The sequence below is a fragment of the Pseudomonas synxantha genome (assembly GCF_900105675.1).
GTDB classification, from domain to species: domain Bacteria; phylum Pseudomonadota; class Gammaproteobacteria; order Pseudomonadales; family Pseudomonadaceae; genus Aquipseudomonas; species Aquipseudomonas synxantha.
Genome location: NZ_LT629786.1, coordinates 2,760,806 through 2,773,030 on the forward strand (window position 1 = coordinate 2,760,806; position 12,225 = coordinate 2,773,030).

General features: G+C 61.0%; 11 protein-coding genes. 3 read left to right on the forward strand and 8 right to left on the reverse strand.

Going from position 1 to position 12,225, the window contains the following annotated elements:
- Positions 1-167: 167 nt before the first annotated feature.
- Complete coding sequence (locus tag BLU48_RS12845) at positions 168-473, reverse strand: XRE family transcriptional regulator (protein ID WP_057022701.1); 306 nt, start codon at positions 471-473, stop codon at positions 168-170.
- A 493-nt stretch (positions 474-966) separates the two neighbouring features.
- On the opposite strand from BLU48_RS12845, the gene BLU48_RS12850 reads away from it, so the two are divergent.
- Complete coding sequence (locus tag BLU48_RS12850; RefSeq protein ID WP_057022637.1) at positions 967-2,775, forward strand: monovalent cation:proton antiporter-2 (CPA2) family protein; 1,809 nt, start codon at positions 967-969, stop codon at positions 2,773-2,775.
- Between the two features lie 72 nt (positions 2,776-2,847).
- Positions 2,848-3,402 (forward strand): DcrB/PsbP domain-containing protein, encoded by a 555-nt coding sequence (locus tag BLU48_RS12855; RefSeq protein WP_057022638.1) that lies wholly within the window; start codon positions 2,848-2,850, stop codon positions 3,400-3,402.
- A 147-nt stretch (positions 3,403-3,549) separates the two neighbouring features.
- Here BLU48_RS12855 and BLU48_RS12860 read toward each other — a convergent pair whose 3' ends face one another.
- From BLU48_RS12860 to BLU48_RS12885, 6 genes are all read right to left on the reverse strand, one after another.
- Positions 3,550-4,266 (reverse strand): alpha/beta hydrolase, encoded by a 717-nt coding sequence (locus BLU48_RS12860; RefSeq protein WP_057022639.1) that lies wholly within the window; start codon positions 4,264-4,266, stop codon positions 3,550-3,552.
- 12 nt (positions 4,267-4,278) lie between these two features.
- Positions 4,279-5,034, reverse strand: a complete 756-nt coding sequence (gene cobF / locus BLU48_RS12865; RefSeq protein ID WP_057022640.1) for a precorrin-6A synthase (deacetylating) — start codon at positions 5,032-5,034, stop codon at positions 4,279-4,281.
- 45 nt (positions 5,035-5,079) lie between these two features.
- Positions 5,080-5,634 (reverse strand): histidine phosphatase family protein, encoded by a 555-nt coding sequence (locus BLU48_RS12870; protein ID WP_056846792.1) that lies wholly within the window; start codon positions 5,632-5,634, stop codon positions 5,080-5,082.
- A gap of 88 nt (positions 5,635-5,722) precedes the next feature.
- The gene (locus BLU48_RS12875) at positions 5,723-7,042 is read right to left on the reverse strand and encodes an MFS transporter (protein ID WP_057022641.1); all 1,320 of its coding nucleotides are present in this window, start codon (positions 7,040-7,042) and stop codon (positions 5,723-5,725) included.
- A gap of 33 nt (positions 7,043-7,075) precedes the next feature.
- A complete protein-coding gene (locus BLU48_RS12880) occupies positions 7,076-8,605 on the reverse strand; it encodes a class I adenylate-forming enzyme family protein (protein ID WP_057022642.1) in 1,530 nt (509 codons plus the stop codon).
- 3 nt (positions 8,606-8,608) lie between these two features.
- Entirely contained in the window at positions 8,609-9,787 is a 1,179-nt protein-coding gene (locus BLU48_RS12885; protein ID WP_057022643.1) for an acetyl-CoA acetyltransferase, read from the reverse strand.
- A gap of 129 nt (positions 9,788-9,916) precedes the next feature.
- On the opposite strand from BLU48_RS12885, the gene BLU48_RS12890 reads away from it, so the two are divergent.
- The gene (locus tag BLU48_RS12890; protein ID WP_057022644.1) at positions 9,917-10,489 is read left to right on the forward strand and encodes a LuxR C-terminal-related transcriptional regulator; all 573 of its coding nucleotides are present in this window, start codon (positions 9,917-9,919) and stop codon (positions 10,487-10,489) included.
- A 621-nt stretch (positions 10,490-11,110) separates the two neighbouring features.
- Here the strand turns inward: BLU48_RS12890 and BLU48_RS12900 are convergent.
- On the reverse strand, positions 11,111-12,178 hold the full coding sequence (locus BLU48_RS12900) for an NAD(P)-dependent alcohol dehydrogenase (protein WP_057022645.1): 1,068 nt from the start codon (positions 12,176-12,178) through the stop codon (positions 11,111-11,113).
- Between the last annotated feature and the right edge of the window lie 47 nt (positions 12,179-12,225).

A 12,225-nucleotide genomic window follows, 5' to 3' on the forward strand; every position in this document is an offset into this window, starting at 1 on the left:
GGAGTATCCCAGATTACGGTGGAAAGCCGCGGTAAATGCGCTGCAAGAGTGATCGTGCATGACGATAGATAGTCATGTCCGGAATCTTGGACGTTGACTGTCCCACTATAAAGAAAGCAGGTAGCAAAAAGCCCGGTTTGGCCGGGCATACGGGGGTTTCAGCAGTATCAGCAAGCGAAGTTGTCAATCTTGACCTGGCCATCTGGAAAGGTCGCAATAATTTCCAACTCACCGCCCATCGCACGGATATAGTCACGCAACGTACTGATGTACATGTCAGTGCGCCGTTCCATCTTCGATACCGCCGCCTGATTGATGTTTAACGCCTTCGCCAGGCTTGCCTGACTCAAATGCTGGGCCTTGCGCAACTCATGCAGTGGCATTTCTTTCAAATGTTGCTGAAGTATCTGCTCGGCATCGGCTAGCGACTCGGGCGTCATGCGAGCTTTCAGTTCCGCGAATTTCTTAGCCATGGTCACGGCCCTCTTTACGTAATCCAAGCCACCCCACCAGTCCCCGAACTCATCCGTGTATTCAATGCCAGACCATGCAAATATGCCATCCAAGGAATATAAACTCAAGGGCATAACCTTAGGACGAGGCTGGTTAGCCAGCCAACCGTTCCGGAAGAAATTGTGTGTGCATTCTTCAGCCTGGCGGGTGAGCCGTGGCAACCGGCGGTAACGCGAATCCTCGAGCATTGCTTTGGCGGTGCTGGCACGGATCTCGCCGGACAAGCTGTCGAAAGCTGCACGCGCCCCTGCCACATCGGCATTGAGCAACGCGTTCTGCACCGCCGCACCACCGACTGCCGCCCGCTACCCAGGTGCCACTGCCACCGTCAACCATTGACCGTCGCGACAAAAATACAAGTTTCAAAATGTGAAAAAGCGCTTTAATAACGCCCTGTTTCCGCCCCCCATAGGAGCGGTCAGCTGTTGATCCAAGTAAACAATGGAGTTCGCAATGCCCCATGAAGGCAACCTGTTACAAGCGGCCGTGGTGTTCCTGTTCGCCGCCGTATTGACCGTGCCGCTGGCCAAGCGCCTGCAATTGGGCGCGGTGCTGGGCTATCTGTTCGCCGGGGTGATCATCGGCCCTTCGGTGCTGGGCCTGATCGGCAACCCGCAAAGCGTGGCGCAGTTTTCGGAACTGGGCGTAGTGTTGCTGCTGTTCATCATCGGCCTGGAGCTGTCGCCCAAGCGCCTGTGGGTAATGCGCAAGGCGGTGTTCGGCGTCGGCCTGGCGCAGGTGCTGCTCACCGGGATGGTCATGGGCGCAGTGGCGTTGTGGCTGTTTGGCCAGTCATTGAACAGCGCCATTGTGCTGGGCCTGGGCCTGGCGCTGTCGTCCACCGCCTTTGGCCTGCAAAGCCTGGCTGAGCGCAAGGAACTCAACCAACCCCACGGGCGCCTGGCCTTTGCCATCCTGCTGTTCCAGGACATTGCCGCCATCCCGCTGATCGCCCTGGTGCCGTTGCTGGCCGGCAGCGATCATCCGACCACCGAGGCCCAGGGCCTGCAACATGTGTTGCAAGTGCTGGGCAGCATCGCCGTGGTGATCATCGGCGGACGCTACCTGCTGCGCCCGGTGTTTCGCATCGTCGCCAAGACCGGCCTGCGCGAAGTGTCCACCGCCACCGCGCTGCTGGTGGTGATCGGTACCGCGTGGCTGATGGAGTTGGTCGGCGTATCCATGGCCCTGGGCGCCTTCCTCGCCGGCCTGCTGCTGGCCGACTCGGAATACCGCCACGAACTGGAATCCCAGATCGAGCCATTCAAGGGCCTGCTGCTGGGGCTGTTTTTTATCAGCGTGGGCATGGGCGCCAACCTCAGCCTGCTGTTCAGCACGCCGCTGGTGGTGATCGGCCTGACCTTGCTGTTGATCAGTTTGAAACTGCCCCTGTTGTATGCCGTGGGGCGAATGGTGGGCGACCTCAATCGCGAAAGCGCCTTGCGCCTCGGCGTGGTACTGGCGGCGGGCGGTGAGTTTGCTTTCGTAGTGTTCAAGATCGGCCGCGACCAGGGTTTGTTCGAACCGCACCTCTACGACGTGCTGGTGCTGACCATCACCCTGTCCATGGCGGTAACCCCGCTGTTGCTGCTGGTGTGCCCGAAGCTGTTCAAGCCCAAGGTCAAGCCGGTGGAAGTGCCGGAGGAATACCGCGCCATCGAGAGCGACGCCCCCCGTGTGGTCATCGCCGGCATGGGTCGGATGGGCCAGATCGTGGCGCGGATCCTGCGCGCCCAGAACATTTCGTTTATAGCCCTCGACACCTCAGTGGAAACCATCGAGCTGACCCGCAGTTTCGGCGGCATGCCAGTATTCTACGGCGACCCCCAGCGCCCGGAAATCCTGCATGCGGCCAAGGTAGACCAGGCGGAGTTTTTCGTCATTGCCATGGACGACCCGGAGATCAACATCAAGACCGCCGAACTGGTGCGCAACCTCTACCCGCACATGAAGATCATCGCCCGTGCCCGTAACCGCCAGCACGTACACCGGCTGGTAGACCTGGACGCCTCACCGGTGCGCGAAACTTTCTATTCCAGCCTGGAAATGAGCCGCCGCACCCTGGTGGGCCTGGGTTTGACCCAGGCTCAGGCTGACGCACGCATCAACCGCTTCAAGAATCACGACCAGCAAGTGCTCGCCGCCCAACACGCGGTGTACGACGATGCGGCCAAAGTCATGCAAACCGCCCAGGAAGCCAGGGCAGAGCTGGCGCGACTGTTCGAGATGGACAGGCTTGAGGAAGAGTCTGGCAAGGTCTGAGGCTGGAGATGAACGAAGTTGCGAATTTTCTGACAGAATAGATCGCAATTTCGTTCATCCCTGGAGTGCTTCATGGCCACTTTCACCAAGACCGCACTGCTGCTGAGCCTGGCGCTGAGCGCCGGCAGCGTATTCGCGGCCCCCAAGCCAGACACGCAGACGATCTCCACCCTGGGTGGCAAGTTCACTTTCGACCTGCCCAAGGCCTACAGTGCCGATGCCCTGCCCTCCGGCAAGGCCGATGACGGCACCGCCGATACCCAAGGCACCCTGTACGCCAACCCGACCACGAAAAGCGTGGTGATCGTTGCCGAAACCGTGCGTAAAGACGGTGCGACCATCAAGGATAACGACCCACAGTTCCTCGATGGCGCCGTGGCCGATTTCGTCAAGGACCAAAGTGCTGCCCTGCCTGACTTCAAGAAACTGGGCGAGAAAAAACTCACCTACAAGGGCCTCGGCCTGCGCCAAGTGGACAGCACTGCTACCCAGGGCGGCGGCAAGACCTTGAACTCCACTATCCTCGGCGGTTCCGGCAACCAATTGTTGGTGATCCAGGCGATTTCCCGGGCCGATGATGTGAAGGGGCATGCGCAGTTGGTGAAGCAGATTACTGGCGGTAAGTAATCCAATTTTCCCAGACAACACAAATCAAATGTGGGAGGGGCGGTGCGACGATTCGACTTGCTCCCGATGAGGGAGTGTCAGTTGATACATCTATAACTGACCCACCGCCATCGGGGGCAAGCCCCCTCCCACATTTTTAACCGCATTTCACTTCAAGTTTTTCTCTAGCCAGGCTTTCAGATCCTGCACTTCCGCCTCGCTGATCGTGTGATTCATCTGCGGATAACCATGAAACTCCGGCTTCAAGCCCAGCCCCATCAGCACCTCATTAGCCCGCGTGCCAGATGCGTACGGCAGCGCCTGGTCCAACGTGCCATGGCCGATAAAAATCGCCAGCTTGCCCAATGATTCCCTGGGCTTGAGCTCAGCCTTGAGGACCGGCAATACACTGCCGCTCAACGCCGCAATCCCACGTATCAGTTCAGGCTGACGCAAACCCACCTCGTAAGACATGATCGCGCCCTGGCTGAACCCCACCAGGAACACACGGTCGCTTTGGGTGTGGTACTTGGCGGTGGCTTTGCCGACAAAGTCCTCGATCAGCGTGGCGCTGCTGTGCAGGTCCGCAGTCTCGCCGTTGTAATCGGGCTCATCGGTCTTGGTAAACCAGCGGTAACCCTGGGGTTCCACTGGCATCGGCGCGCGCACCGACAGGTAGGTCCAGGTGGACGGCAACGCGTCCTTGATGCCAAACAAATCTTCCTCGTTACTGCCAAAGCCGTGCAGGAAAATCACCAGCGGCTGGTTGCGCGCATCGCCCTGGGTCTGTTCCAGGTACGCCAGCGGCAAGTCGGTGTGCAAGGTGGAATCGGCGTGAGCGGCACTTGCGACCAGGGTCAGCGCCAGGGCAAACAGTTTGAGCATGGGGAAGCGTCCTCAGGGTTTGCGCAACAGATAAGTGTCCATGATCCAGCCATTGGCCAGGCGCGCAGCCTTGCGTACCCGTTCGATCTCTTGCGCCACTTCAGCGACTTTGCCGCTGATCAGGATCTCGTCCGGCGTGCCCAGGTAGGCGCCCCAATAGATATCCAGGTCCTGGTCGACGACGCTGCGGTAGGAGTCTTCGGCGTCGAGCATCACCACCAGGGTATCGGCATCACTCGCCTGCCCCGCTGCCAGGCGACGCCCGGTGGTGATCTCGATGGACTTGCCGATGCGGTTCAGCGGCACCTTATGCTGGGCTGCCAGGGCCTGCACGCTGGTGATGCCCGGGATCACTTCGAATTCGAACACGCAACGGCCACTGGCAAGGATCGCCTTCAGAATGCGGATGGTGCTGTCGTAGAGTGCAGGATCGCCCCAGACCAGGAATGCGCCCACTTCACCGTCGGCCATTTCCTCGTTGATCATGCGTTCGAAAGTCTGCTGCTTATCGCGGTTCAGGTCCTGCACGGCAGTGGTGTAGTCGATCTCACCACGCACGCGCTCAGGGCAGTCGGCCTCGACAAAACGGTAGCCGGGCTCGGTGATGTAGGTCTCGCAGATTTCACGGCGCAGGTCGATCAGCTTGTCCTTGCTCTGGCCCTTGTCCATCAGGAAGAACACGTCGGTACGGTTCAGCGCCTTCACGGCCTGCATCGTGATGTAGTCGGGGTTGCCGGCGCCAATGCCGATGATCAGGATGCGTTTCATGGAGTGCTCTCAGTGCGGGGCGTGGATGTTGCCATGATCCCGCAGTCAGGCGTGAGTTTCCAGGCGCAGGCGCCATACACCGTTGAAGCGCAGCTCTGTGGCGGACAGCGGCTCGACGTCGATCCGGTAGAACATCGAGGCCGGCAGCTGCATGACATTCAGCATCGCGGCGCGAATCACGAACGGGTGGGTCACGGCGACTACATGGCCGGGGTGGCTTTCGAGGGATTTGAGCCATTGGCCGACCCGCATGCAAAGCTGCTCCACCGACTCGCCGCCGTGGGGTGCGCTGGTGCTGTCTGTGCTCCAGGCTGTCAAGGCTTCGCTATCGAGTTGGCTGATGTCCTGGCTTTTCCATGAGCCGAAATCAGCATCGCGCAACGCCATTTCAATCTCAGCGTTATCGCCGAACAAGCCGGCTGTCTGACGAGCCCTGGCCTCGGGGCCACACAGCAGGCGTGGCTGTTTTTTATAGCGCCCGGCCAGGGATAACGCCGCGCCCTGCCAGTCCATGACCACGGATTCGTCGTCGGGAAAACGCCCCTGTTTTTGCAGGGGGGTGACGGCGTGGCAGATCAAGGTCAGACGGGTAGCCAGCATCGCAACTCGCTCGGTTTTCGGTAGGTTACAGCACGCCCACTATTAACGATTAAGCAGACGTATGCAGCTCAAAATATGGGAGGAGCCATCAGGCCAATGCCGCATCCGCCGGCACTGCAACCGGCTGACCGCTGGCGACGAAGTCCTCCTTGCGCAACACCACCAGCGCCACCAACGACACCACCCCGGTCGCCACGTAGAAATACCATGGCGAGGTAATGTCCCCCGTTACCTTGATCAACCAGGTGGAAATCAACGGCGCACTGCCGCCAAACACCGCCACCGGCACGTTATACGCCACCGCAATTCCGGTGGAGCGAATCCGCGTCGGCAGCAACTCGCTCATCAACGCATAGGTCGACGATGCATACAGCCCGAACAAAATCGCCACCGCCATCAGCGGCGCAAAGAACGACGCAGGGGTGGCGGTGGGGGCCGACTTGAACAGCCAGAACATTGCCAGGGTTGCCAACGTACCGACCACCATCAGGAACGGTTTGCGCCCGTATTTATCGGTGAATGCCCCGCCAAACGGCATCACGAAGGCCGCCGAAAAACTGGCGACGAATACGTAGAGCAACGTCGTACCGCTGTCGAACTTGAGGATCTTGGCCATGTAGGTCGAGGCGAAGGTCAGCACCAGGTAAAAAATCGAGCTGTGCAGGGTGATGATAAAGAACACCAGGGCAATCGCACGCTTGTACTGCCACACGTCCCGCAGTGGCGCCCGCGAGGTTTGCCCGGCGCGTTGCAGGGCTAAAAACTCGGGGCTGTCTTCGAGCTTGAGGCGGATGTACATGGAAATAAAGCCCAGGGGGGCGGCGATCAGGAACGGGATGCGCCAGGCCCAGTCCTGCATGTCCTCTGCGCCCAGCACCCAGGTCATGCCGTTGGCCACGGCGCCGCCCAGCAACAGGCCAAGCACGGCGGTGACCATCAACCAGCAGGTAGCGAAGCCGCGACGACCGGGGCCGGCGTATTCGGAGATAAAGCTGGTGACGGTGCCGATCTCACCCCCGGCCGAGAAGCCCTGTACGCAGCGCACCAGGATCAGCAGGATCGGCGCGGCAATACCCAGGCTGGCGTAAGTCGGCAACAGGCCGAGCATCACCGTGGAGCCGGTCATCATCACCAGCGCCATGATCAGGGTTTTGCGCCGGCCGATCTTGTCCGCCAGCGGGCCGAAGAACAGTCCGCCCAGGGGACGGATAAAAAAGCTCAAGGCAAACGCAGCGAAGCTGGCCAACAGGCTGGTAGTGGGGTCATCGGAGACGAAGAACGCCTGGCCGATATAGACGGCGAGAAAACCGTAGACGCCATAGTCGTACCACTCGATCAAGTGGCCGGAGGTGGCACCGAGAAACGCACGGCGGCGCTTGCGGACAGTGTCTTGTGCGGGATTGCCCATCGAGGGGACTCCTTGTCTGATTGTCGATCCATGTCAAAGCGCGGCGATACTCGCTGCTTTCAACCACTGCCGCAAGTCGGTCTTGAGAATCTTGCCGTAGCTGTTCTTCGGCAGCTCGCTGCGCCACACATACTTTTTCGGCTTTTTGAACGAGGCCATGCGCGCCAGGAACCAGGCGGCGAGTTCGCTTTCGTCGAGGGGCTGGCCGTTGCGGGTGACTATGAATGCCACTACCGACTCGCCCCATTGCGCGTCCGGTTCGCCCACTACGCACACTTCAAATACGTCGGGATGCTGGGCCAGCACCTCCTCGACTTCGCGGGGGTATACATTGCTGCCGCCGCTGATGATCACGTCCTTGGAGCGATCCGTCAGGGTCAGGTAGCCGGCCGCGTCGAGGTAGCCGATATCGCCGGTCAGCAGCCAGCCGTCCACCAGGGTCTGGCGCGTGGCTTGCGGGTTACGCCAGTAGCCTTGCATCACCGTGGCGCCACGTACGGCGATTTCGCCGCGCTCACCCGTGGGCAGTGGCTGGTGCTCGGTATCGAGGATGCGGATTTCCACACAGGCTTGCGCATGGCCCACCGAGGCGGCGAGGCTGTCCCAGTCAGGGCGCTGGCGTTCGGCGATCACTGCACGGGGCAACACGCTGATGGTCATCGGGCTCTCGCCCTGGCCGTAGATCTGCACCAGGCGCGGGCCGAAGGTGTCGACGGCTTCACGCAGGTCCGCCAGGTACATCGGCCCACCGCCATACACAATGGTCTTGATGCCGGCGCCGTGATAATCCTGGCGTCGGGCCTGCTCGACCATGCGTTTGACCATGGTCGGTGCGGCAAACAGCGACACCCGGCCTACCTGCTCTGCCAGCCCGAACAGCTCGGCGGCGTCGAAGCCGTGGGAGGCCGGCACCACATGCCGTGCGCCGCAGCGCACATGGATAAAGTTGTACAGCCCGGCACCGTGGGACATCGGCGCGGCATACACCGCCGCATCGTCAGCGCTGACCGCATCGACATCGGTGGCATAACACAGCGACATGGCGACCAGGTTGCCATGGGACAGCATCACCCCTTTAGAGCGCCCGGTGGTGCCGGACGTATAGAACAGCCAGGCAAGGTCCTGATCCTGGCGCGGCATCGGGTGCTCCAGGGTCGGCCAGCCACGGTCTGGCGGCCGCAGGTGGCCGTCCAGTTCTTTGCAGCGCGAGGGCAAATCCCGCGATGAAAACACCCCGCCGCCATCGGTAAAGATCAACCGCGCCTCGGCGTTGTCCGCGATCCACGCCGCTTCGCTGGGGTGCAGCTTGGCGTTGATCGGCACCGCCACGGCGCCCATCCACCAGATGGCGTAGAGCAATTCCAGGTAGTCGCAACTGTTTTTCATCAGCAGCGCCACCGCATCTCCCGGCACCAGGCCGTGCTGGTCCACCAGGCAGGCGGCGCGTTGGCGCACATGGGCGGCGAAGGTGGCGTAGTCGGCCACTTGCACGGGGCCGTCGAACAGCGCCGGGCGTTGGGGGGTACGACGCTGGGTGTCGTGCAGCCAGTTGGCAATGTTCATGGCTCAGCTCCTGCGCGCCTGCAGGACCGAGGCATAGTTGGCCACCGCCATGCCGCCCATGTTGAACACCAGACCAAATTCCGGGTTGGGCGCCGCCAGGCCAATCGGTTCGCCGGTCAATTGCCGGAACGCCAAGGCATGCATGGAGACACCGGTGGCGCCGACGGGGTGCCCCTTGGCCTTGAGCCCACCGGAAAGATTCACCGGCAAGCGCCCGCCGGCGCGCACTACCCCGCTGTCGAGTACGCGGTGTCCCTCGCCCTTGGGCGCCAGGCCCATGGCTTCGTAGATCAGCAACTCGGCGATGGTGAAGCAGTCATGAACCTCAGCGAAGCTCAGGTCGGCCAGGGTCACATTCGCCCCGCGCAGGGCTGAATGGATCGCCCGCTGCGGGCCCTCAAACGCCAGGATATCGCGCTGGGCGATGGGCAAGGTGTCGTTGACCTGGGTCATCGCCCGGATCTGCACATCGCGACGAAATGCCCGCGCACGCTTGGGCGACGCCAGGATGATCGCGGCGGCGCCGTCGCTGATCAGCGAGCAGTCGGTCAGGCGCAGGGAATCGGCCACGAACGGGTTGCTCTGGGACACGTTGTTGCAGTGCTCGAAATTCATTTCCCGATGCATCTGTGCCAGCGGGTTGGCCATGGCGTTGGAGTGGTTCTTGGTGGCGATGGCCGCCATCGAGCCCAGCGGGCAGTGATAGCGCTCGGCGTATTGCTGCGCAGCGCGGCCAAACAGTTGCGGGAAACTCAGGCCGGCTTCGGCCGGATCATTCTGGTAGCCGGCACCGGCGAGGGCCTGGGTGACGGCGGCGGTGCTGGTGTGGGTCATCTTCTCGGCGCCCACCACCAGCACCAGTTCGGCGCTGCCGGAGAGAATCGCATTGACCCCCGCCTGGATCGCCGCCGAGCCGGACGCGCAGGCGTTTTCGCAGCGGGTGGCGGGTTTGAAGCGCAGCCCGGGGTCGGCCTGCAGCAGCAACGAGGCGGCAAACCCATCGGGCACCAGCCCCGAATTGAAATGGCCGAGGAACAGCGCGTCGATTTGCGACGCGTCAATCGCGGCGTCGTTCAGGGCTTCACGGGTGACCTGGACGATCAAGTCTTCCAGCGTGGTGCCTTCCAGGCGACCGAAACGGGAATGACCAGCGGCAACAATGGAGACGCAATCAGCAGGCATAATCAATTTCTTCTGTTCTTGATCCGGACTTTACCTACAATGACCCACCCCCGGTCGCGCGCCAATTCGTGTAACTACTTACATAGGTAAGTAGCGCGCCAGGGTATTGAACAACGAGGCAGGACGCCCATGAACGCGCTAGCACAACAATTCCAAGACCTCGAACGCCTGGCGTTCAAGCTGTCTCCTGCCCCGCAGATCGTCACCAGCAATCGTGTGATACTCGACTGCAACGACGCCTTCCTGAAACTGTTCGGCTATACACGCGACGCGCTGGTCAATCAGTTGACCCTGCTGATCTACCCGTCCCAGGCCGACTACCACGCCATCGGCAAGCGCAGCCATGACTGGCTGCTCGACAGCGACAACGGCTTTTACTCCGATGAGCGCTTCATGCAGCATCATAACGGCGAAGTATTCTGGGCCAAGTCCCACGGCTACACCCTCACCCCCAAAGACCCGTTCAAGCTGATGATCTGGCACTTCGAACGCCTGGACCGCCTGCACCAGGGCACAGGCGACCTCACACCCCGGGAGCGCGAGATCGCCATGCACATCGTCAATGGCTTCAAGTCCAAGGAAATCGCCCTGCGCCTGGCGATTTCCCACCGCACGGTGGAGGTGCATCGGGCGCGGTTGATGAAGAAGCTGCAGGCCAAGACCGTGGTGGAGTTGGTGTCGAAGATCATTATGGTGGTGTGATACCCAACTGCGAGCTGTTTAGCCTACTCGGTCAAAATGTGGGAGGGGGCTTGCTCCCGATGACGCTGGGACAGCCTCAGATATGTTCATCTGACACTCCCTCATCGGCTCATGAATATCTACACAACTCACGCAGCCACCATCAGTAACCACGATGCGAAGCGAGCCGCGCTTGATCTTGATCTGCTTTTGATCTCAGGCGCCCCGTTAAACCACGCTGGCCGGAATTCGACAGGGATTTGGGGGGTAAACCGGCAGGGATGCCGGTTTAGCCGCCCCGCGCCATGGATGGCGCGTGGCGGCGGCCCCCCAAATCCATGGCGGATTACGGGCACACCGAGCCTGGGCGAGGTGCCGAGTGGTGGGGCAAGAGCCTTTTGGTTACTTTTGGGCTCTTTTCAAAAGTGACCCGCTGTAAAAGCGGAACCAATAGTGGCCGTAACCCAAATAACGGATATGTACTCGATCAACTCCAACATCCTGGTGGGCTGTCAGGCCGCCATCGGGAGCAAGCCCCCTCCCACAGGTCCAGCGGCGTAACCAAAGTTGTGTAGATACCCATGGCCATCGGGGTCAAGTCGAATCGTCACACCGCCCCTCCCACATTAGATCTGCTGCGTCTCAGGCTGCATGGCTTTCGCGCTTCAAGCTGTCCATATCGATCACAAAACGATACTTCACATCACCCTTGAGCATGCGCTCATAGGCTTCGTTGATGCCCTGGATATCGATCATTTCCACATCCGAGACAATCCCGTGCTTGGCGCAGAAATCCAGCATCTCCTGGGTTTCCTGGATGCCGCCGATCAGCGAGCCGGCCAGGCTGCGGCGCTTGAAGATCAGGTTGAATACCGTGGGCGACGGGTGCGGGCTGTCGGGGGCGCCGACCAGGGTCATGGTGCCGTCGCGCTTGAGCAGGTTGAGGAAGGCATCCAGGTCATGGGGTGCGGCGACGGTGTTGAGGATGAAGTCCAGGCTGTTGGCGACCTTGGCCATTTCATCCGAGTTTTTGGAAACTACCACCTGGTCGGCACCCAGGCGCAGACCGTCTTCGCGCTTGTTCGGTGAGGTGGTGAACAGCGTCACGTGGGCGCCCATGGCGTGGGCAATCTTGACGGCCATATGCCCAAGCCCGCCAAGGCCGACCACACCGACTTTCTGGCCGGGGCCGACCTTCCAGTGGTGCAGCGGCGAGTAAGTGGTGATGCCCGCGCACAACAACGGCGCCACGGCCGCCAGGTTCGAGGCGTCGTGGGAGATGTGCAGTACGAACTGCTCCTTGACCACGATATTGTCCGAGTAGCCGCCGAAGGTGTTTTCGCCGCCGAACACCGGGCCGTTATAGGTGCCGGTAAAGCCGTTCTCGCAGTACTGCTCCTCGCCCTGCGCGCAGGATGCGCACTGCTGACAGCTGTCGACCATGCAGCCGACGCCGGCCAGGTCGCCGACCTTGAATTTTTTCACATTGGCGCCCACCGCCGTCACCCGGCCAACAATTTCATGCCCGGGCACCGAAGGGTAAAGGGTGTTGTGCCACTCGTTGCGCACGGTGTGCAGGTCGGAGTGGCATACCCCGCAATAGAGAATGTCGATCTGTACATCGTCAGCCCCCGGCGCACGGCGCTCGAAGGTGTAGGGCTTGAGGGTGTCCTTGGCGTTCTGGGCGGCGTAGCTGTAAGTCTTGGCCATTTCGTTCACCTGTTTGATCTGACGTAGAGAATCAGTTGACCCGCATA

Bases quoted from the DNA above. Each gene is read 5' to 3' on its own strand.
- BLU48_RS12880 (WP_057022642.1), bottom strand. From the start codon at position 8,605: ATGAACATTGCCAACTGGCTGCACGACACCCAGCGTCGTACCCCCCAA.
- BLU48_RS12885 (WP_057022643.1), bottom strand. From the start codon at position 9,787: ATGCCTGCTGATTGCGTCTCCATTGTTGCCGCTGGTCATTCCCGTTTC.
- BLU48_RS12890 (WP_057022644.1), top strand. From the start codon at position 9,917: ATGAACGCGCTAGCACAACAATTCCAAGACCTCGAACGCCTGGCGTTC.
- BLU48_RS12855 (WP_057022638.1), top strand. From the start codon at position 2,848: ATGGCCACTTTCACCAAGACCGCACTGCTGCTGAGCCTGGCGCTGAGC.
- BLU48_RS12860 (WP_057022639.1), bottom strand. From the start codon at position 4,266: ATGCTCAAACTGTTTGCCCTGGCGCTGACCCTGGTCGCAAGTGCCGCT.
- BLU48_RS12845 (WP_057022701.1), bottom strand. From the start codon at position 473: ATGGCTAAGAAATTCGCGGAACTGAAAGCTCGCATGACGCCCGAGTCG.
- BLU48_RS12900 (WP_057022645.1), bottom strand. From the start codon at position 12,178: ATGGCCAAGACTTACAGCTACGCCGCCCAGAACGCCAAGGACACCCTC.
- BLU48_RS12850 (WP_057022637.1), top strand. From the start codon at position 967: ATGCCCCATGAAGGCAACCTGTTACAAGCGGCCGTGGTGTTCCTGTTC.
- cobF (WP_057022640.1), bottom strand. From the start codon at position 5,034: ATGAAACGCATCCTGATCATCGGCATTGGCGCCGGCAACCCCGACTAC.
- BLU48_RS12870 (WP_056846792.1), bottom strand. From the start codon at position 5,634: ATGCTGGCTACCCGTCTGACCTTGATCTGCCACGCCGTCACCCCCCTG.
- BLU48_RS12875 (WP_057022641.1), bottom strand. From the start codon at position 7,042: ATGGGCAATCCCGCACAAGACACTGTCCGCAAGCGCCGCCGTGCGTTT.